17 protein-coding genes and 1 riboswitch are annotated in these 19,725 nt (G+C 71.8%); of the genes, 9 read left to right on the plus strand and 8 right to left on the minus strand.

Annotated elements, in window-relative coordinates:
* Positions 1-917: 917 nt before the first annotated feature.
* Positions 918-1,769 carry a hypothetical protein gene (locus ABZO31_RS14875; protein ID WP_406861692.1) on the plus strand — a complete coding sequence of 284 codons (852 nt, stop codon included), beginning with the start codon at positions 918-920 and terminating at the stop codon, positions 1,767-1,769.
* Here the strand turns inward: ABZO31_RS14875 and ABZO31_RS14880 are convergent.
* Together ABZO31_RS14880 and ABZO31_RS14885 are read right to left on the minus strand one after the other, a co-directional pair.
* Positions 1,750-2,274: a GNAT family N-acetyltransferase gene (locus tag ABZO31_RS14880; protein WP_406861693.1), complete on the minus strand. Its 525-nt coding sequence runs from the start codon at positions 2,272-2,274 to the stop codon at positions 1,750-1,752. The two genes, ABZO31_RS14875 and ABZO31_RS14880, sit on opposite strands and share 20 nt — an antisense overlap.
* Before the next feature lie 130 nt (positions 2,275-2,404).
* On the minus strand, positions 2,405-3,106 hold the full coding sequence (locus ABZO31_RS14885; RefSeq protein WP_406861694.1) for an alpha/beta fold hydrolase: 702 nt from the start codon (positions 3,104-3,106) through the stop codon (positions 2,405-2,407).
* Between the two features lie 186 nt (positions 3,107-3,292).
* Here ABZO31_RS14885 and ABZO31_RS14890 point away from each other — a divergent pair, with 186 nt between their 5' ends.
* Both ABZO31_RS14890 and ABZO31_RS14895 read left to right on the plus strand, forming a co-directional pair.
* Entirely contained in the window at positions 3,293-3,988 is a 696-nt protein-coding gene (locus ABZO31_RS14890) for a hypothetical protein (RefSeq protein ID WP_406861695.1), read from the plus strand.
* Positions 3,989-4,177: 189 nt separating this feature from the next.
* Complete coding sequence (locus ABZO31_RS14895; protein ID WP_406861696.1) at positions 4,178-4,750, plus strand: dihydrofolate reductase family protein; 573 nt, start codon at positions 4,178-4,180, stop codon at positions 4,748-4,750.
* A gap of 11 nt (positions 4,751-4,761) precedes the next feature.
* Here the strand turns inward: ABZO31_RS14895 and ABZO31_RS14900 are convergent, their stop codons facing one another.
* On the minus strand, positions 4,762-6,273 hold the full coding sequence (locus ABZO31_RS14900; protein ID WP_406861697.1) for an alpha/beta hydrolase: 1,512 nt from the start codon (positions 6,271-6,273) through the stop codon (positions 4,762-4,764).
* Positions 6,274-6,398: 125 nt separating this feature from the next.
* Between ABZO31_RS14900 and ABZO31_RS14905 the strand changes: the two genes are divergently transcribed.
* Positions 6,399-8,255 carry a protein kinase domain-containing protein gene (locus ABZO31_RS14905; RefSeq protein WP_406861698.1) on the plus strand — a complete coding sequence of 619 codons (1,857 nt, stop codon included), beginning with the start codon at positions 6,399-6,401 and terminating at the stop codon, positions 8,253-8,255.
* A gap of 39 nt (positions 8,256-8,294) precedes the next feature.
* On the opposite strand, the gene ABZO31_RS14910 is transcribed toward ABZO31_RS14905, so the two are convergent.
* On the minus strand, positions 8,295-8,858 hold the full coding sequence (locus ABZO31_RS14910) for a GNAT family N-acetyltransferase (protein WP_406861699.1): 564 nt from the start codon (positions 8,856-8,858) through the stop codon (positions 8,295-8,297).
* Positions 8,859-9,052: 194 nt separating this feature from the next.
* Between ABZO31_RS14910 and ABZO31_RS14915 the strand changes: the two genes are divergently transcribed.
* On the plus strand, positions 9,053-10,708 hold the full coding sequence (locus tag ABZO31_RS14915; protein ID WP_406861700.1) for a hypothetical protein: 1,656 nt from the start codon (positions 9,053-9,055) through the stop codon (positions 10,706-10,708).
* Positions 10,698-12,320, plus strand: coding sequence for a hypothetical protein (locus tag ABZO31_RS14920; protein ID WP_406861701.1), 1,623 nt, complete (start codon positions 10,698-10,700; stop codon positions 12,318-12,320). Before ABZO31_RS14915 ends, ABZO31_RS14920 begins: the two co-directional genes overlap by 11 nt.
* Positions 12,321-12,412: 92 nt before the next feature.
* Here the strand turns inward: ABZO31_RS14920 and groL are convergent, their stop codons facing one another.
* The 4 genes from groL to thrC form a co-directional block, all read right to left on the minus strand.
* Entirely contained in the window at positions 12,413-14,035 is a 1,623-nt protein-coding gene (gene groL / locus ABZO31_RS14925; protein WP_406861702.1) for a chaperonin GroEL, read from the minus strand.
* A gap of 377 nt (positions 14,036-14,412) precedes the next feature.
* Positions 14,413-14,616 (minus strand): cold-shock protein, encoded by a 204-nt coding sequence (locus ABZO31_RS14930; RefSeq protein ID WP_005315736.1) that lies wholly within the window; start codon positions 14,614-14,616, stop codon positions 14,413-14,415.
* Positions 14,617-15,031: 415 nt separating this feature from the next.
* Complete coding sequence (locus ABZO31_RS14935) at positions 15,032-15,307, minus strand: MoaD/ThiS family protein (protein WP_406861703.1); 276 nt, start codon at positions 15,305-15,307, stop codon at positions 15,032-15,034.
* Positions 15,308-15,337: 30 nt separating this feature from the next.
* A complete protein-coding gene (gene thrC / locus ABZO31_RS14940; protein WP_406861704.1) occupies positions 15,338-16,627 on the minus strand; it encodes a threonine synthase in 1,290 nt (429 codons plus the stop codon).
* A 17-nt stretch (positions 16,628-16,644) separates the two neighbouring features.
* Positions 16,645-16,793, minus strand: a riboswitch (SAM riboswitch).
* Positions 16,794-16,939: 146 nt separating this feature from the next.
* Between thrC and ABZO31_RS14945 the strand changes: the two genes are divergently transcribed.
* From ABZO31_RS14945 to ABZO31_RS14955, 3 genes are all read left to right on the plus strand, one after another.
* Complete coding sequence (locus tag ABZO31_RS14945) at positions 16,940-17,890, plus strand: glucosyl-3-phosphoglycerate synthase (RefSeq protein WP_406861705.1); 951 nt, start codon at positions 16,940-16,942, stop codon at positions 17,888-17,890.
* A gap of 53 nt (positions 17,891-17,943) precedes the next feature.
* Positions 17,944-18,099, plus strand: coding sequence for a hypothetical protein (locus tag ABZO31_RS14950; RefSeq protein WP_406861706.1), 156 nt, complete (start codon positions 17,944-17,946; stop codon positions 18,097-18,099).
* Between the two features lie 64 nt (positions 18,100-18,163).
* Positions 18,164-19,537, plus strand: a complete 1,374-nt coding sequence (locus ABZO31_RS14955; RefSeq protein WP_406861707.1) for an alpha,alpha-trehalose-phosphate synthase (UDP-forming) — start codon at positions 18,164-18,166, stop codon at positions 19,535-19,537.
* Positions 19,538-19,725: the final 188 nt, after the last annotated feature.

Genomic DNA, 19,725 nt, shown 5'->3' on the forward strand with positions numbered 1-19,725 from the left:
AAGCTACGGACGGTTACGCGGTACGGCGAGGCGCACTCGGCGCGGGCCGGGTCATCAAACACCCTTTTCTATGGGCACACAGGCCCAGAACGAATCAGAACGACCCACTCAGGCTAGCGGGCACCTTCGGGGCTGCCAACGCATTATTCGACCCACCCAGCCCCTGGGGGCACACACCATGGTCCTGCCCTCACCATTGCCCTTTCGGTGCTCCCAACGCACCGGAGTGGTACGGGAGTGAAGGGGCGGGGTTGGTGTGACTCGCGAGGTGCCGCGGCTCGCTTCAGTGGCGCGAAAGGGCAGAGACCACCTCGCCGCGGTTCCCCCGCCCGTCCCCATCCCCACGGACAATGACCAGCCGGGCATGTGCCGTACTCCGCGACGGCCTTCCAGGCGCCGAGACGGCATTGGGCGCCCCACTCAACGACCGCGTGCCCACCCGCCAGCCGCCCGCGGCGGCCAGGCACTATCGCAGGGTTACGCGCGGACCCTGCCCCCCGGCCGCCCTCCGAGTGTGAAAAGGCCCCTGGAGGTGCCGGGTCAAGGGTGGAGCTTTAGCGGAATCGCGAAGCGACGCGACGGAGGAGCGCCCTTGACGCGGTGCCTCCAGGGGCCACACTCGGAAAGAGGGCGGCCGCACCAGAAGCCCACCAGACACCCCCACCCCGACTACCCCCTCCCCTTCCTCGCCCCCGAAGCTCAAGCCCTCAGCCTCGGGCCCTACTTCTGAGGAATGGGTACGGCTCCGGACTGAACCCGCCCACCCACCCGGGGAGTTGACGCTCCGCGAGCGACTTGCCACGCAGCGTCATATGCCTCTACGGTGAGCGACATCCAGACATAGAGCGGCCCCCGCCGGTGCGCCAACACCGAACGAGGGCCTCACCAACCAGATCGAAAGCCTGAGAGTTCGATCCATGGCTGTTGCCGACTTTAGTAGCGCCCCCCACCCCCTCGCCAACCCCGGCTACGGAAAACGCACCGCGCCGTACGAGGATCCGCCCCGGCCGGACGACTGGCGGCACTTGCCTCCTCGCGAGGCCGCCGTCGCCGCGTACATCGACCGGCTGCCCGACGGCGCCGACATCTCCGTGAAGACGCTGGCCAAGCAGCTGCCCTACGGGCAGTGCGCCCTCCGCACCGCGCTCAACCGGATCCAGCGGGCAGGCCACCTCCGGCGCGGACGCGAATGCCTCGCCGGCCGCTGGATCACCCGAACGTGGTGGTCCCGTACGGCTCGTGACGACACGTGGTGGTCGGCGTTCGAGCGGGGCGACGCACCACCCAGGAAGAGCCCGCCGACACGCTCCCGCGCGTACATCCTGCTCGCCGCGCTCGGCAGGGAGAACTCCGCCCTCTCGCTCTCCCACGCGGACTGCCGCGTACTCGCGCCGCTCGTCGAGGAGTGGTTCGCCCGGGACGCCACCGACACCGACGTACTGCGCTCCCTCACCACCGGGCTGCCGCCGGCCGTCCACCACCCGGCCGGCCTCGTCCGCAACCGCCTGACCACGAAGATCCCGCCCCCGCCCATGCGCCGCGAACCACCACCCCTGCGGCTCCTGGAGTGCGCCAAGTGCCGGGCACCGGGGTACGTCGAAGCCCTGGTCGGCGGCGAGTGCGGGCCCTGCAGAGGCGACACCCTCGTGCCGCCCGCCCCGGCCCGGCCCGCCCCCGTCCTCCCCGCCGCCCGCGTCCGCGCCTACGCGGAAGCGATCCGCGAATCGGCCCACGAGGGGAATCGCGAGCTCAAGGAGTACACCCGCTGATGTTCTTCTCCAGGAGGGTGAAGGACTTCGGGGGGCCGCCGGGCTGGGGCTTGCCCGCCTTGTGCCCGACCACGCGGTAACCGGCCTGCCGGTAGTAGGAGTTGAGGGGAACGTTGCCGGCCAGGCAGTCCAGGCGTACGTGCGTCCGGCCCGCCTCGGCCACCCGTTGTTCGGCGGCGGCCAGGAGGCGCCGGCCGGTGCCCGGCGCGGCGGTGGCGTGGTCGACCATGAGCCGGTGCACGTACCCGGCGACCGGTGGCTGCGGGCCCCAGGCGGCCTCGTCGTCCCACCACAGCTCCCACCCGCCGATGACGCCTCCGGCGTCCTCCGCGAGCCAGACCTCCCCCCGCGTCATCACGCGGCGGAAGTGGTCCTCGTCCAACTCGCCCGGGCGCCACTGGCCGGTGATGCCCCGGGTCAGCATCCAGCGCGCCGCGTCGTCGCGGAGGCGGACGAGGGTGGGCAGATCCGTATCACCGGCGAGGCGGACACGAAGTTCACTCATCCGGTGATCGTCGCACGCCCGTTCCCGCCCCTCACGCCCACACGCCCGTTCCCGCCCTTCACGCCCTTACGACCACCCGCCCGTTCACACCGCTCACGCCCACGCACCCGCTCGCGCCCGCTCCCACCCCTCACGCCCCCGCCGTCTCCGTCAGCAGGATGCCCGCCAGTTCGCGCGGGCGGGAGAACATCGGCCAGTGGCCGGTGTCCATCTCGACCAGGCGCCAGCGGTCGCTCTTCAGCAGCTCCGCGACGTCCGGCGACGGCTCCTCGCCGTCCATGAGGCACTTGACGTACGTCGCCGGGAGGTCCGCCAACGAGCCCGTCAGGACGGCCGGTTCGGTGGTCGTCGCCCCGGGGTGCGGCGTCGCACCCGCGACGATGCGGGCGATCTGGTCGTCGGTGAGGTCCTGGCCCGCGAACTCGGGGGCGGTGAGCGGGATCCAGTACCCGTCGTTCTCGGCCAGCGCCGACTCGAAGGCCGACTGCCCCTGCCACCACGCGGAGGCCATCGACGCGCCGTGCTCCGGCACCGCGGAGTCGACGAAGACGACCCGCCGCAGCCGGTCCCCGATCCGCTCCGCGGCCTGGCCGACCGGGATGCCGGAGTAGCTGTGGCCGACGAGGACGACGTCCTCCGCGCCGAGCCGCTCCACCTCGGCCACGATGTCGGCCACGTGCGTCTGCTGCCCGGCCGGCAGGTCCCGCTTCTCCGCCAGCCCGGACAGCGTCACCGGGTACGCGCCGTGCCCTGCCTCCCTCAGTTCCGCCGCGACGTCCTCCCACGCCCACGCACCGAGCCATGCCCCTGAGACGAGTACGAAAGCAGTCATGGCCCCGCACCGTAGTGCCCGGGGTGGGACGGCCGCCATCTGCCCGGCAATCGCCTGATCATCGATCCGGCAAGTGGCGGACCGGCGGCGTGTCCCCCGCACCACCCCTCCTGCGTGCCACACGCTCACCGGCGTCGTCCCCAGTCGAAAGGCGAACCCATGTACACCCGCAGGAAGAGATCCGCCTTGACCGCCCGCCTCCGCGCCGCAGCCCTCGCCGCCGCCCTCGCGGGCGTACTCGCCGCGACGGTGGCCGGCCCCGCCCGGGCCACCACAGCGCCGCCCGCAGCCGGCGAGACCACCGCCACCGCCGCCACCGCACGGGCCGTCCCGCCCCGGGAGCACATCTGCTTCTCCCCCGACGGGACCGAGCTCAACTCGTTTCTCGGCATCACCGACCGGATCGTGGGGCCGCCCGACTGCCGCGAGGCGTTCTCCGACGAGACGTTGTACCGCTCCTTCCCGAGCTGGGGCACCGCGCAGCCCCGCCAGGCCGGCGACCCGCCGCTCCTGTACCCGTCCGACTACACGACCTCGCTGCCCGACGACCCCATGAGCGACTTCCGCGCCAAGCTCCTCGGCGTCCGCATCGTCCAGGACATCGGCACCCGCCGGGAGCGCACCTACTCGTTCGGCCCGGAGGTCCTGCGCCGCACCTCGACCGACCAGGCGTCCGGCTTCCTCTTCGCCTCGTTCGCGGCAGGTCCGCTGGACGCGCTCAGCATCGGCCGGCACACGAGTACGGTCTTCATGCGGCTGAGCGCCGAGCACTGCGACGGTCTCAGCACCGTCCGGGAGGACAGCTGCCTGCCCGCCGGGGAGTTCCCGTACACCCCCGTGACCCGGCTGCAGATCTTCCCGCCGAGTGCGGGGCGGCCGTAGCGCACGGCACATGCCCCACGGCCCACGCCGCCCCCCGGCGCGGGCAGCGTCGCACGCGTGCCGAATCGGTTCGAGCGCGGGCGATGAGTTTTCGACCCGGACCCGGTCCCCCTTCATGCAGGCACGCACCATGCGGGCCGACCGGCCGGAAATACCGGGAAACACAACGCCGTTCCTCAGGAGCTTCACATGCGTACTCTCATCAGCACCGCCTTCGTCTCCCTCGACGGCGTCGTGGAGGCCCCCGGCGGCGAGCCCGGCTACCGGAACTCGGGGTGGACGTTCAAGTACACCGAGTTCCTGCCCGAGGCGTACGAGATCAAGGGCCGGGAGCAGAAGGAGGCCGCGGCGATGCTCCTGGGACGGACCAGCTACGAGGCGTTCAGCCCCGTGTGGCCCGACATGGAGGAATTCGCCGACTACCGGCTGATGCCGAAGTACGTCGTCTCCACCACCCTCACCGAGGACGACCTGGTGTCGAACTGGGGCGAGACCACGATCCTGCGGTCCGTCGAGGACGTCGCCGCGCTGAAGGAGACCGACGGCGGGCCGATCATCATGCACGGCAGCGCCACCCTCAACCGGGCCCTCTCCGACGCCGGGCTGATCGACCGCTACCACCTGCTGGTCTTCCCGCTGCTGCTCGGCGCGGGCAAGCGGCTGTTCAGCACGACGGACAAGGACGTCCAGAAGCTGAAGCTGGTCGAGGCCGAGGCGTACGCCAACGGGGTGCAGAAGAACGTGTTCGACGTCGTGCGGTAGCACGTGGACCACTACGGGCAGGTCGTGTCCCGCTCCGGGCGCTCGCCGGTGAGCAGGAAGCGGGTGACCGTCGCGTCGCCGCAGGCGTTGCCGTTGCCGAGGTAGACCCCGTGGCCGCCCCGTTCGACGGTGACGAGGCGGGCGCGGTCGCCGAGGGCCGCGCGCATCTTCAGGCCGCTGGAGTGCGGCGTGGCGGGGTCGCGGCGGTTCTGGATCATCAGGATGTCGGACGGGCCGTCGGACGTCAGGCGGGTGGGCTCCTCCGCCGAGGCCGGGGTCTTCCAGAAGGTGCACGGCGTGATGTTGGCCGGCATGCCGGCCGTGAGCGGGTGCGCGGTGCGGTCGGCGGCGACGGCCGTACGGTAGTCCGCCACGGTGCCGGTCCAGCGGACGTCGTTGCAGATGACGCCGACCGTGATCGCCGCGTCCTCGTCGCCGAGCGGCCCGGTGAGCGCGGGCGGCAGGACGGGCCGGCGGGTGGGGTCGGTACCGGCGGCCGGGTCCTGGGCGGCCTTGATCAGCCGGGCCATGGAGGAGAACGCGCCGTCGCTGTAGAGGGCGTTCTGCAGGGCCTGCCGCAGGACGTTCCCGTCGACCGCCACCCCGGGCGTCGTGCTCGGTACCGGCTCCCGGTCCAGGCGGGCCGCGAGGGCCAGGAACAGCGGGCGCACGTCCTCGGGCCGCTCGGCGAGCCGGAGTCCGCCGCGGTCGGCGTGCGCGGCCCAGGCGGCGAAGTCGGGGAACCGGTCCTCCGCGCCCTTCGCCATGTCCCGCATCCAGCCCTGCGCGACCCGCTTCGGGTCGGGGTCGGCGCTGCTGTCGAGGACGATGCGGTCGGTGCGGTGCGGGAACTTCTGGGCGTACTGGGCGGCGACGTACGCGCCGTACGAGGTGCCCCAGGCGGAGAGCCGCCGCTCGCCGAGGGCGCGGCGCAGCCGGTCCAGGTCGCGGACCTGGTTGGCGGTGGTGAGGCTGTCGAGGATCGCGCCGCCGTTGCGGGCGCAGGCCTCGGCGGTACGCCGGGAGCGCGCGATGTTCTCGTCGACGCGGCCGTCCGCGGCGGGCCAGGACCGCAGGGTCACCATCAGACGGTCGGCGGCGTCGAGCCGGCAGTTGGCCCGGGTGCTGCCGCCGACGCCGCGCGGGTCGAAGGCGACGAGGTCGTACGCCCCGCCGGTCTCCTGCGCGAGCCGCGGGCCCTTCTGCGTGAGCCGCTCCACCCCGGAGCCTCCGGGTCCGCCGGGGATCATCATGAGGGTGCCGCGGCGGGCTTCCGGCCGGGTGCTGCGGATCCGGGTGACGGCGAGGGCGATCTGCTCGCCGGCCGGGTCGCGGTAGTCCAGCGGCACCGTCAGCTTCGCGCACTCCTGGCCCTGCCCCTCGGGCCCGCAGGCCGTCCAGTCGAGCGGGGCGGCGGGGGAAGGGGACACGGCGGAGGCGGGGGTCATGGGCAGCAGGGCGCCGACGACGACGGCGGTGGACAGGGCGGCCAGCAGGGTGGTGGTGCATCGGTAAGTGGTCATGGGACAAGAGTTGCTGACGGAGCGTCACCGTCCCATCCGGGCAGCAGCCGGACCTCGCCGGGGGTTAGCCCCCGAGGGCCGCTCCGGCCAACTCCCCCTGGATCACAGCCGATAGCCTGTCCCGCATGACCGGGGGAACGGACCACGACGTCACTCTGACCGGCAGCGGCGCCACCCCGCTGCAACCGGACGATCCGCGACGGATCGGATCCTTCCGGCTGCTGGGGCTGCTGGGCGCGGGCGGCATGGGCCGGGTGTATCTCGGCGCCACGCGGGGTGAGGCCGGGCGGCCGGGCTCGTACGCGGCGGTCAAGCAGGTGCTGCCGGCGCTGGCCGAGGACCAGGACTTCCTGCGGCACTTCGGGCACGAGCTGGACAACCTGGCCCGGCTGCCCGGGAACGCCGGCGCCCGACTCCTCGCCAGCGACCGCACCGCGCGGCCGCCATGGTTCGCGACCGGGTACATCCCCGGCATCACCCTGAGCGAGGCGGTACGGCTCCACGACGGCCCGCTGCCCGGCCCGGCCCTGTGGCGGCTGCTGCGCGAGGCGGCGGCGGGGCTCGTGGTGGTGCACGCGGCGGACATGGTGCACCGCGACCTCAAGCCGTCCAACGTGATGCTGACGGCGGACGGCGTGACGCTCATCGACTTCGGAGTGGCCCGCGCCGCGGACCAGAGCCGGCTCACCAAGACCGGGATGGTCGTCGGCACGCCCGCGTACATGGCTCCCGAGCAGGCGGTCGCCAGTCGTGAACTCTCCGGCGCGGCCGATGTGTTCGCGCTCGGCAGCCTGCTGCTGTACGCCGCCAACAACCGGCCGCCGTTCGGTGACGGCTCCGGTCTCGAGCTGCTGTACCGCATCGTCCACGAGCAGCCGGACCTCGGCGCGCTGCCCGAGAACGACGCGCATCTGGCCGCGATCGTCACGTCCTGCCTGTCGAAGGACCCGGAGGACCGCCCGTCCGCGGAGCGGCTGGTCGCGCTGGCGGACGAGCACCTGGCGGCCGAGCGCGCGGGGGCGACGCTGCAGCTCGGCGGCACTCCTGCCTCCCCCTGGCCGGCGGCCGTGGCGGCGCGGATCGCCGAGCGGGTGGCCTTCGCGGCCGTGCCACCGGTCCTGCCGGACGAGGACGAGAAGCCGGAGCCGGTGGCCCCGCCGGTCCCCGCGGCGGACGGCGGCGCCACGAAGCCTCCCGCCCCCGCCCCGGCCCCCGCCCGCAAGCGGTCGCGGCTGCTGGTCTTCGCCGTCCCGGTCGTCATCGGCGCGGGCACCACCCTGACCGTCGCGCTCCTCCCGTACGTCCAGGACCTGAACGCGAGCCCCAAGCCCTCCTCGTCCCGCACGGCCTCGATCACCGCCGGCCCGACACCCCCTGGCACGCGCGGCCCCGACGGCTCCCCCGCCCCCTCCGCCGCGGGCAGCGCCTCCCCCGGTACCGTCACCAGCCCGCCCGCCGGCGGCACGGCACCGGCGCCGGCCCCCGGGGCCTCGGGCGGCGGCGACCCGACTCCGGCCCGGAAGCCGGCCGCGGAGAAGCCCCCGGTCCAGAAGCCTCCGGCACAGCAGCCCGCGCCCTCGGGCAGCCATCTGATGCGGAACGCCTCCAACGGGCAGTGCCTGTCCGAGGAGGAGGGCTACGGCGGCAGCACGGCCGTCTGGTCGCGGGTGTGCGGGACTCCGGCGACGAACGGCGCCACGTGGACGTACACCTGGACGTACCAGCCGGTCTCCGGAACCACGTTCAAGGTGGTCAGCAAGGCCACCGGCAGCTGCCTGGTGTCGCAGAGCTACGCGGGCATGGACTCCCAGCCCTGCAACGGCTCCGACGCCCAGTTGTGGAAGGTCTACGCGACGACGTCCGGTGGCAGGCTCCTGCAGAACGTCGCCGAGAAGCGCTGCCTGTACATGAGCGACGGGTACGCCGTCGGCTCCAAGCCCTGCGACCCGGGTGACGCCACCCAACGGTGGCGCGACTCCTGACCTGCCGTCCCTCCCGTCCCGGGGAAGCCCCCGAACCGCTCACGCCCTCCCGTACAGCACCATGTCCTTCCGCTCCCCGCCGACCTCCTGCCAGGAGTGCAGCAGGCCCTCGCGGACGAAGCCCGCGCGTTCGGCGGTGCGGCAGGAGGCGGTGTTCCAGGGTTCGACGAAGAGCTGGAGCCGCGGGATGTTCAGCTCGCGCTGCGCCCAGTCGGCGACCGCGCCCAGGGCCGCGCCGGCCGCGCCCGCGCCGCGGCAGCGCGGGGAGATCCAGTACCCGAGGGTGCCCCGGCCCTCGGGCAGGTCGCGCAGCCACAGTCCGACCGCGCCGACGGCGCGGGCGTCGGAGCGGCGCTCCACGACGAACGGGTAGCCGGTGCCCTGCTCCGCCCGGGCCCACTGGCGGTGGACGAACGCCTCGCCCTCCGCGCGGCTGTACTCCGGCGGGACGGTCGTGATCAGCGGGATGTACGGGTCCGTGGACGCCTCCCGCACCAGGGGCAGGTCGGTCAGCTCCCAGCGGCGCAGCGCGAACTCCTCGCCCGCCGCGGAGACCGCCGCGAGCCGCGGCACGACCAGCCCCTGCTCACTCAGCACACTCACCCCAACAGGATCGCGCAGACCCCCGGCCGCGGCACCCCCACCCGTCGCGCCGACCCCGCGACCAACTTGATTGAACACGTTCAAGCCCACACGCTATCGTGCTCCCTACGCGGCCGACGCGACACGCGCGCCGCGCTTTCTGACCTGTGGGGGGTCCCTTGTTGCGCTCGAAGCGCAGGCCGCCGCATGCCCTCGTGCGTGCCGCGGCCGTGTTCGTCCTTTCGGCGGGGGTCGCTGCTCCCGCCCTCGTCGCGGCGCCCGCGGTCCACGCGGAGACCGCGACGGTCACCCGTACCACCACGCTCGACGACGGGCGGCTCGACATCGGGCTGCCGTCCGGCGCGCTCTGGGTGAAGGTGAACGTCCACGCGTCCACCGCCGCGGACGCCCCCGTGCTGTTCGCCACCGACGAGCTGACCTGGCACGACTACGACTGGGCCACCGACGCCCGCGAGGGCTGGGCCACCGCCGCGGCCGTCCGGCTGCCCGAGGGCACCGCCTTCGGCACGTACCCGGTCTCCGTCGAGTACCGGCTGCCCGGCGGAACGGTTCAGCACTGGACCGGCGGCACCTTCGCGTACAAGCTCCACACGGGCGTCGCCGAGACCGCCTTCGACCGCACGACGACGGACTGGGACCACCGCCAGGTGGTGCTCTCCGGCAAGGCGACGACCTTCGACCCGTCGACCGGCACGCGCGGACCCGCGCGGGCCGGGACCAAGGTGAAGGTCACGCTGGCCCTGCAGGACGGGCCGAGCTCCTCGGCCCAGGCCACCGCCGTCACCGGCGACGGCGGCGCGTTCTCCGTGCCCTTCACGCCGAACGCGCGGGTCGGCAGCGCCACCGCCACCGTGGTCGAACCGGCAGCCGACACCGACCCCGACGCCACGCACCAGGTCCGCAAGACCGTCGGCGCCGAGGAGACCAGGTACCGGATCAACGCCGCCCTCGACAAGTTCCGCGTCCGCCAGGGCCAGAGCGTCAACGTCACGGGCCGCGTCGAACGCCTCACCAACGACGGCTGGCAGCCGTTCACCGGCGCGCCCGTCGTCTCGTCGCCGGACTACCCGAACTACTGGGACCACGTCGTGGACCGCCCGATGGGGGGCGCGGACGTGGCCGCCGACGGTACCTTCGCGTATCCCGCGAAGGCGACCGTCACGACCGACGTGTTCACCCACGTCCGGCCCTCGGTCTACCTGCGCGAGCTGCCGTACGCACGCGGCAGCATCGCCGTTCCCCGGGCCGCCGCCTTCACCGACGTCAAGATCGCGATCGACCCGTACGGCACGGTCCGGGCCACCGGCAGGTTCAGCGCCGTCGAGTGCGGGTCCGAGCCCGTCGCGATCCAGTACTCGCTGGACGGCCTGACCTGGCGCAGCCTGCGCTGGAGCCAGACCTCGTACAGCGGCACGTCCAGCTGCCCGTTCGACATCTCGGTGAACGGCTGGGTCCGCGCGTACTACCGCGTCGTGCACGCCGAGACCGACCGGTACGTCACGGCGGTGTCGAAGCCGGTCTTCCAGACCCGCATCCCGACCCGGTTCTCCTCCTTCACGATCAGCCCCACCCGCCCCACCACGAACGGCACGATGACCGTGTCCGGCGCCGTGCAGAAGCAGGTCTCCGGGGTCTGGAAGCCGATGGGCGGCCAGTACGTGACGCTGATCTTCAAGCCGCGCGGCGAGAGCCAGTGGTACTGGGTCAAGAAGAACATCAAGACCGCGACGAACGGCGGCTTCCGGTTCACCGCCACCAACTACGGCGACGGGTCCTGGGCGATGGTCACCCAGCCGCTGACCGGCTACTTCTACAGCGAGACGAAGGCGGTGTACATCGATGCGCGCTGATCTCAGGAACTCCCTGACCGCGGCCGCGACCGTGCTCGCCCTGACCGCGGGCGCCGCCCCGGCCCTCGCCGCGGACACCCCGACCGTCGGCATCGGCCGGGCCACCACGTTCGACCACCAGCGCGGCGCGTTCCAGGTCTCGGCCTGGACCGACGCGCCGGACGGCACGGTCACCTCCGTCTCGGCGACGATCCGCAAGGGCGACCAGGTCCTCGTCGAACTGCCCGCGCTGACCGCGGCGGAGGCGGCGGGCTGGTACCGGCTGCCCGCCGAGACCCCGCTGAAGCTGACCGAGGACGGCGGGCAGATCCCCGACCTCGGCCGGTACGCGATCGACGTCACCGCCGAGGACAGCAAGGGCAACAAGCTCACCCGGCGGGACGCGGGAACGCTGGACTTCACGCTCCGGCCGGAGGCGACGTTCGAGGTCGGGAACCCGTCGTGGAGCGACCCGGTCGCCCGCCCGGCGGGCAGGCTGACGGGCATTCAGCCCGGCTCCGGCGACGCGGTCCCGCTGGCGGGCCGTACGGTACGGGTCTCGGTCACCCACCCCGTGGAGTCGGCGCAGTCGGTCGCCGTGGCCGCGGACGGCTCGTTCGCCGCCGAGCCCTACCGGCTGACCACCGCCTCCAGCCTGTACGGCCTCGCCTTCTCGGAGGACAGCGAAGAGGTCCACGGCTCCCTGACGCGGCAGGACGGCGTCTACGGCGTCACGGCCCGCCCGGTGACGGTGACCGGCGCGGCGGACAAGACCCGTGTCCTGCCCGGTGAGCCCTTCACCCTCAGCGGCCGCGTGATCGCCACGGACGGCGGTACACCGATCGCCGGCACCGAGGTGCGGGTCAACGTCGGCGGGATGGTGCGGCTGGCGACCACCGACGCCGACGGCCGCTACAGCGCCCTCTTCAAGGGTGCGCCGGGGCAGTACGGGGGCAGCTGGTACGTGGCGCCGACCGATGTGTTCCTCAGCGGAAGCGCCGGCGGTCAGGTGGCCATGCCGGGCGAGTCCCACATCGAGGACGTGCGCGGCACCCTCGCGGCCGACACGACGGTCACGCTGACGGGCAAGCTGCAGTACACCTTCGGCTTCCAGGGGTCCGAGACCCAGCAGATGCTGCTGGAGTACTCCGCGGACGGCCGCACGGGCTGGAAGGTGATCGGCACCGGCGACGCCTCCCCCGGCGGGTACCCGTTCAGCGTCACCGGCCGCAGCAGCACCGGCGGCTGGTTCCGCGTCCACCACCCCGCCACCGACACCATGGCCGAGAGCTTCGGCCCGGTCGTCCGCCTCTCCCGTACCCAGACCCGCGTCATCTCGCTGAACGCGGCGCCGGAGCCGGTGCGCAAGGGCGCGGTGGTGACGGTGACCGGCGGGCTGCAGCAGGTCGTGTCGGGGGTGTGGAAGCCGTACGGCGGGCAGGCGGTGGGGCTGTGGTTCCTGCCGAAGGGGCAGACGACGTGGAAGCTGCTCGGCACCTCCAAGTCGGCGACGAACGGCCTGTGTTCGTTCCGGACGACGGCGACCGTGGACGGGCGCTACCTGATCCGGTACATGGGTGACGCCACGCACTTCAACTCCACGGCGACGCCGGACGACGTCGACGTGCTGTGACGCGCGCCCGCTGAACACGCCGAAGGGCGGCACCCCCGGTGGGGGTGCCGCCCTTCGCGTACTGCTTCGGGAACGGCCGATCCGCGAGCGGATCAGAAGTCCATGTCACCGCCCGGCATGCCGCCCGGGGCGGCCGCGGCGGCCTTCTCCGGCTTGTCGGCGATGACGGCCTCGGTGGTGAGGAACAGCGCGGCGATGGAGGCCGCGTTCTGCAGCGCGGAGCGCGTGACCTTCGCCGGGTCGATGATGCCCTCGGCGATCATGTCGACGTACTCGCCGGTGGCGGCGTTCAGGCCGTGGCCGACGGGCAGGTTGCGCACCTTCTCCACGATGACGCCACCCTCGAGGCCGGCGTTCACGGAGATCTGCTTCAGCGGGGCCTCGAGCGCCAGCTTGACGGCGGCGGCACCGGTGGCCTCGTCACCGTCCAGCTCCAGCTTCTCGAAGACCTCGGAGGCCTGCAGCAGGGCGACGCCACCGCCGGCGACGATGCCCTCCTCGACGGCCGCCTTCGCGTTGCGAACGGCGTCCTCGATGCGGTGCTTGCGCTCCTTGAGCTCGACCTCGGTCGCGGCGCCGGCCTTGATGACGGCCACGCCGCCGGCCAGCTTCGCGAGGCGCTCCTGGAGCTTCTCGCGGTCGTAGTCCGAGTCCGAGTTCTCGATCTCGGCGCGGATCTGGTTCACGCGGCCCGCGACCTGCTCGCTGTCACCGGCACCGTCGACGATGGTGGTCTCGTCCTTGGTGATGACGACCTTGCGGGCGCGGCCCAGCAGGTCGACGCCGGCGTTCTCGAGCTTGAGGCCGACCTCCTCGGAGATGACCGTGCCGCCGGTGAGGATGGCGATGTCGTTCAGCATGGCCTTGCGGCGGTCGCCGAAGCCCGGCGCCTTGACGGCGACGGACTTGAAGGTGCCGCGGATCTTGTTGACGACCAGGGTCGACAGGGCCTCGCCCTCGACGTCCTCGGCGATGATCAGCAGCGGCTTGCCGGACTGCATGACCTTCTCGAGCAGCGGAAGGAGGTCCTTCACGTTGCCGATCTTGGAGTTGGCGATGAGGATGTACGGGTCCTCGAGCGAGGCCTCCATACGCTCCATGTCGGTGGCGAAGTACGCCGAGATGTAGCCCTTGTCGAAGCGCATACCCTCGGTGAGCTCCAGCTCCAGACCGAAGGTCTGGGACTCCTCGACGGTGATGACGCCTTCCTTGCCGACCTTGTCCATGGCCTCGGCGATGAGCTCGCCGATCTGGGTGTCGGCGGCGGAGATGGAGGCGGTGGAGGCGATCTGCTCCTTGGTCTCGACCTCCTTGGCCTGGTCGAGCAGCGCGCCGGAGACGGCCTCGACGGCCTTCTCGATACCGCGCTTCAGGGCCATCGGGTTGGCGCCGGCCGCCACGTTGCGCAGGCCCTCGCGGACGAGCGCCTGGGCGAGAACGGTCGCGGTGGTCGTACCGTCGCCGGCGACGTCGTCCGTCTTCTTGGCGACTTCCTTGACCAGCTCGGCGCCGATCTTCTCGTACGGGTCCTCGAGCTCGATCTCCTTGGCGATGGAGACACCATCGTTGGTGATCGTGGGGGCGCCCCACTTCTTCTCGAGGACGACGTTACGGCCCTTGGGGCCGAGGGTGACCTTGACGGCGTCAGCGAGCTGGTTCATGCCGCGCTCGAGACCGCGCCGGGCCTCCTCGTCGAACGCGATGATCTTGGCCATGTGAAGTGGTCCTCCCGGACATGGGGTGGATAACGCTCCAGGACCGCGCCGACGCCCGCGACGGACGGTCTGCGTGCCGTGCGGTTCCTTGCCCCGCCCGGCCTGCGGACCTCGTCTGCCCGATCCTCGTAAGCACTCTCACTGGGAGAGTGCTAACGCCAATGATTAGCACTCGACCCAGGAGAGTGCAAGGCCGTCCCGAAGGGACGTCGCACAAGGGGTGGTGGTCGGGTGACGGGTGGGCGCAAGCGTCTTCCGGGGATCGGGCACGCTGTCGCCGCCGTCCGGTACACGCGCCGGCACACGCGCGAGGGGCCCGCATCCAGGTGGATGCGGGCCCCTCGAACGAAGTGCGTCGGTGGCCGATCGCGCCGCAGTCAGACGGCGAGCTTGACCATGTCGGCCTGCGGGCCCTTCTGGCCCTGCGAGATCTCGAACTCGACCCGCTGCCCCTCCTCGAGGGTGCGGTAGCCGTCCATCTGAATCGCGCTGTAGTGGACGAAAACATCCGCACCACCGTCGACCGCGATGAAGCCGTAGCCCTTCTCCGCGTTGAACCACTTGACGGTGCCCTGAGCCATGCCTAACTCCCCTATTACTGGCCCTTGCGCGGATCCGCACTTCGCGAACCCGGGTCAGACCCTGCGCCGGAACGCGTCGACCGCGGCTGAATGTATCTGCCCAACTGCCCTCTGCAACAGGTCAATCGGACGAGAAATCTGAGCGAGCCGTAAAGGAGAATTGCGGAGATTTCCTTGATTTCCGGGGCAAATCAGGCCCGGAAAAGGGCGCAAAAAGTACACAATGCTCAGGTATTTTGGCTGCTTCTTGTCGCGTGCGGGCGCATTCTCATATGCGTCTGGCACGAGCAGCGGAGGGGACTTCCCCAACTCTACCGCGCTCAACCATGCAGAATTGCCCCCTCCGGTTCTTCACCAGAAGGGGCAATTCGGATACCGCGGGTAACTCGGCAGCCGCCGGCACTGCGCTCGACGGTCAGCCTCCGGCGACGGCCGGGATGATCGAGACGCCCGCACCGTCCGGCGTCGCCGTCTCCAGGCCCTGCTCGAAGCGGACGTCGTCGTCGTTGACGTACACGTTGACGAAGCGGCGAAGCTTGCCCTGGTCGTCGAGGACGCGGGCGGCGATGCCCGTGTGGTTCTTCTCCAGGTCGGCGATGACCTCACCCAGGGTGGTGCCCTCGGCCGGGACCTCGGACTGCCCGCCCGTGTAGGTGCGGAGGATGGTGGGGATGCGGACGTTGACGCTCATGGCTTCTCCCTTGTCGTCGCTTCAGTCGGCTCAGTGGGCCAGGCCGGCGTCGCGGAACGCGTCCAGGCTCGGGCGGATGACGGCGGTGGCCTGAGAGGTCTCGGCGACCGCGTCGAGGGTCTTGAGGCCGTCGCCGGTGTTGAGGACCACCGTCGTCAGCGTGGGGTCGAGGACGCCGGCCTCGACGAGCTTCTTCGTCACGCCGACGGTCACGCCGCCCGCGGTCTCGGCGAAGATGCCCTCGGTGCGGGCGAGCAGCTTGATGGCGTCCACGACCTGCTCGTCGTTCACGTCCTCCACGGCGCCGCCCGTGCGGCGGGCGATGTCGAGGACGTACGGGCCGTCGGCCGGGTTGCCGATGGCGAGGGACTTGGCGATCGTGTTCGGCTTCTGGGGCCGTACGACGTCGTGGCCGGCCTTGAAGGCGACGGAGACCGGGGAGCAGCCCTCGGCCTGGGCGCCGAAGATCTTGTACGGCTTGTCCTCGACGAGGCCGAGCTTGATGAGCTCCTGCAGACCCTTGTCGATCTTGGTGAGCTGGGAGCCGGAGGCGATCGGGATGACCAGCTGGTCGGGCAGCTGCCAGCCGAGCTGCTCGCAGATCTCGTACGCGAGGGTCTTGGAGCCCTCGGCGTAGTACGGCCGCAGGTTGACGTTGACGAAGCCCCAGCCCTCGCCCAGCGGGTCGCCGATGAGCTCGGAGCAGAAGCGGTTGACGTCGTCGTAGTTGCCCTCGATGCCGACGAGTTCGCCGCCGTAGACCGCGGCCATGACGACCTTGCCCTGCTCGAGGTCGTGCGGGATGAACACGCAGGAGCGGAAGCCGGCGCGGGCGGCCGCGGCGCCGACGGCGCCGGCCAGGTTGCCGGTGGAGGAGCAGGACAGGGTGGTGAAGCCGAAGGCGCGGGCGGCCTCGAGGGCCTGGGCGACGACGCGGTCCTTGAAGGAGTGCGTCGGGTTTCCGGAGTCGTCCTTGACGAACAGCTTGCCCGGCTCGACACCGAGCGCGGCGGCGAGGTTGTCGGCCTGGACGAGCTTGGTCCAGCCGGGGTTCAGATTGGGCTTCACGGCGACGTCCGTCGGGACGGGCAGCAGCGGGGCGTAGCGCCAGATGTTGGCGGGGCCGGCCTCGATCTGCTTGCGCAGCGCCTCGGGGTCACCGGTGGGAAGGTCGTACGCGACTTCGAGCGGGCCGAAACACAGCTCACAGGCGAAGATCGGGCCGAGCGCGAACCGCTCGCCGCACTCGCGGCAGGAGAGGCCGGTCGCGGGACCGAGATCGACCGAATTCTGGGTGGTTGCAACCGTCTGTACAGCCATGGAGGCGAGGCCCTTTCTCCTCATCTTCCTCATGGCGCATCTCGCCATGAGACGGATTTGGCACCTTCCCTAGCCGGGAGCCTCGCGGCGCGATCGCGCAGGAGAACCGACTGGAGGGTTGCCGGGGCTTCAACGGGCCGTATCCCTCTGCCCCTCTGGATGAGCGGTATTCGATTGTGGAACGCGGTCGGGACCCCGACATGCACCGGGCCGCTGCGTTGTTCAAGACTGTAACCGAAGGCACGGGCGGTTGAGATAGTCGTCCGAACCGCGAGATGGATCACAGACCGCAGCAACTGGGGAGTAACCGACGTGCTGGATGAAGTGGAGCGCTGGCTGGGCAGGCGCTCCTGGTCGGTGGCCGACCGTCCGATGGAGCAGATCCTGGCGGCCAAGCGTGGGACGACGGTGAGCGTGGTGCTGCCGGCGCTCGACGAGGAGGCCACGGTCGGCGACATCGTGTCGGTCATCCGCCGCGAGCTGATGTCGGAGGCGGTGCCGCTGGTCGACGAGCTGGTGGTGGTGGACTCCGGGTCCACGGACCGGACGGCGGAGGTCGCCGCGGCGGCCGGGGCGCGGGTGGTGGCGCGGGACGCGGTCCTGCCGCGGATCCCGGCGCTGCCGGGCAAGGGCGAGGTGCTGTGGCGCTCGCTGCTCGCGACCAGCGGTGACGTGGTCTGTTTCGTGGACGCGGACCTGCGGGACTTCTCGGCGGACTTCGTCTCGGGGATCGTGGGGCCGCTGCTCACGGACCCGGACGTGGAGTTCGTCAAGGCGATGTACGACCGGCCGCTGGGCGACGCTCCCGGCCAGGGCGGCCGGGTGACGGAGCTGGTGGCGCGGCCGCTGCTGAACCTGCACTGGCCACAGCTGGCCGGCTTCGTGCAGCCGCTGGGCGGCGAGTACGCGGCGCGGCGCACGCTCCTGGAGCGGCTGCCGTTCCCGGTGGGGTACGGGGTGGAGCTGGGGCTCCTGGTGGACGCGCTGCACACGGTGGGCCTGGACGCGCTGGCGCAGGTGGACGTGGGGGTGCGCAAGCACCGTCACCAGGGCGGTCAGGCGCTGGGCCGGATGGCGGCGGCGATCTACCGGACGGCGCAGGTGCGGCTGTCGCGCGGGCACCTCGTACGGCCGGAGCTGACGCAGTTCGAGCGGGCCGCGGACGGTGGGGCGGGGTTCGTGCCGCGGACGTACCCGGTGGACACCGAGGAGCGGCCGCCGATGGCGGAGATCGCGGAGTACGCGCGCAGGCGCGTGGCGTAGCCGGGCCGGGCGCGGCCGGGTGACTAGATTCCGTTTTCATGCGATTTACACAGTTGATCCATGAAGTGACGCTGGAGGGGGAGCTGCTCGGCGCGGCATCCTCCGGGCACGGCGGGGAGCGTCTGTGGCTGCTCGGCGGGCTGCTGCTCGCCCTGGGCGCGACGGGCGTCGTGGCGCGGGCGGCGGCCCGGGCGCGGCGGGACCGGTGACGGGTTGTCGCCACCCTGTCCGGGCGTACGTTTGAGCGGTTCCGGGACGGGCTAGGTTCGCCACATGGCCACTGTTCTCGTCGCCTCCAACCGCGGTCCGGTCAGCTACGTCCGCCGGGACGACGGCACGCTCGACGCCCGGCGGGGCGGCGGCGGGCTGGTGTCCGGCCTGAGCGCGGTCGCGGCGGAGGACAGCCTGTGGGTCTGCGCGGCGCTGGGCGACGGCGACCGCGAGGCGGTGCGGCGGGGCGTCGCGGAGCCGGGCGTCCGGATGCTGGACATCGACCCGGGCGTGTACGACGACGCGTACAACGGGATCGCGAACTCGGTGCTGTGGTTCCTCCACCACCACCTGTACGACGTGCCGCGCGAGCCCGTCTTCGACGCGGAGTTCCGCCGCCGCTGGGCGTCGTACCGGGCGTACAACCGCGCCTTCGCCGAGGCGCTGGCCGAGGCGGCGGAGGACGGCGCCTGCGTGCTGGTGCAGGACTACCACCTGGCGCTGGTGCCGGGGCAGCTGCGGGAGCTCCGCCCCGACCTGCGGATCGGCCACTTCACGCACACGCCGTGGGCGTCGCCGGACTCCCTGCGGATGCTGCCGCAGGACGTCCGCGAGGAGCTGGTGCGGGGCATGCTCGGGGCGGACGAGCTGGGGTTCCACACCTGGTCGTGGGCGCAGGCGTTCGTGTCGGGCTCGCGCCTCGACGACGAGGGGCGCACGGCCCGGGTGCGGGTGTACCCGCTCGGTGTCGACGGCGAGGATCTGCGGGCGCTGGCGTACCGGCCGGCGGTGGACGAGCGGCTGGCCCGGCTGCGCGAGGAGACCGGCGGCCGGCGGACGATCGCGCGGGTCGACCGCACGGAGCTGTCCAAGAACATCCTGCGCGGCCTGCTGGCCTACCGGGAGCTGCTGATGGTCCACCCCGAGTGGCGCGGCCGGGTGGTCCACCTGGCCTCAGCGTACCCCTCGCGGCAGGACCTGGAGGCGTACCGCTCGTACACCGCGGCGGTGACGGAGCTGGCGGAGGAGATCAACGCGGAGTTCGGCACGCCGGACTGGCAGCCGGTGCTGGTCTCCGTGCGGGACGACTTCACGCGCTCGCTCGCGGTGTACCGGATGGCCGACGTGGCCCTGGTCAACCCCGTGCGGGACGGCATGAACCTGGTGGCCAAGGAGATACCGGTGGTCTCCGAGGCGGGCTGCGCGCTGGTCCTGTCGGACGGTGCGGGCGCGTACGAGGAGCTGCGCGAGGACGCGCTGACGGTGAACCCGTACGACGTGACCGCCACGGCCGAGGCCCTGCATCAGGCCCTGTCGATGCCGTCGGCGGAGCGGGCCGAGCGCACCAAGCGGCTGGCCGCCGCGGCGACCGCGTTGCCCCCGCAGCAGTGGTTCCGCAAGCAGCTGGAGGCTCTGCGGGCGCTGCCGGAGGAGTAGCTTCCGCCCGCGCGGTCGCAGGGCCGCGCGGCGGACGGGGGATGCCGCAGAATCTTCGGCTCCGCCCTCTCCTCTTCGTGGTCCTTCCCGTGTCAGACTCTGCCGCGATCGTTCCCCCAGGCGATCCGTAAGCCTCAAACGGAACCACGCGAACCATGCGGCACACACATGCATGCGAAGGGACGCTC

Origin of the sequence: Streptomyces solicamelliae (assembly GCF_045348655.1) — a bacterium.
GTDB classification, from domain to species: Bacteria; Actinomycetota; Actinomycetes; order Streptomycetales; family Streptomycetaceae; genus Streptomyces; species Streptomyces solicamelliae.

Bases quoted from the DNA above. Each gene is read 5' to 3' on its own strand.
- groL (WP_406861702.1), bottom strand. From the start codon at position 14,035: ATGGCCAAGATCATCGCGTTCGACGAGGAGGCCCGGCGCGGTCTCGAG.
- ABZO31_RS14930 (WP_005315736.1), bottom strand. From the start codon at position 14,616: ATGGCTCAGGGCACCGTCAAGTGGTTCAACGCGGAGAAGGGCTACGGC.
- ABZO31_RS14920 (WP_406861701.1), top strand. From the start codon at position 10,698: ATGCGCGCTGATCTCAGGAACTCCCTGACCGCGGCCGCGACCGTGCTC.
- ABZO31_RS14875 (WP_406861692.1), top strand. From the start codon at position 918: ATGGCTGTTGCCGACTTTAGTAGCGCCCCCCACCCCCTCGCCAACCCC.
- ABZO31_RS14895 (WP_406861696.1), top strand. From the start codon at position 4,178: ATGCGTACTCTCATCAGCACCGCCTTCGTCTCCCTCGACGGCGTCGTG.
- ABZO31_RS14900 (WP_406861697.1), bottom strand. From the start codon at position 6,273: ATGACCACTTACCGATGCACCACCACCCTGCTGGCCGCCCTGTCCACC.
- ABZO31_RS14880 (WP_406861693.1), bottom strand. From the start codon at position 2,274: ATGAGTGAACTTCGTGTCCGCCTCGCCGGTGATACGGATCTGCCCACC.
- ABZO31_RS14955 (WP_406861707.1), top strand. From the start codon at position 18,164: ATGGCCACTGTTCTCGTCGCCTCCAACCGCGGTCCGGTCAGCTACGTC.
- ABZO31_RS14905 (WP_406861698.1), top strand. From the start codon at position 6,399: ATGACCGGGGGAACGGACCACGACGTCACTCTGACCGGCAGCGGCGCC.
- ABZO31_RS14935 (WP_406861703.1), bottom strand. From the start codon at position 15,307: ATGAGCGTCAACGTCCGCATCCCCACCATCCTCCGCACCTACACGGGC.
- ABZO31_RS14885 (WP_406861694.1), bottom strand. From the start codon at position 3,106: ATGACTGCTTTCGTACTCGTCTCAGGGGCATGGCTCGGTGCGTGGGCG.
- thrC (WP_406861704.1), bottom strand. From the start codon at position 16,627: ATGGCTGTACAGACGGTTGCAACCACCCAGAATTCGGTCGATCTCGGT.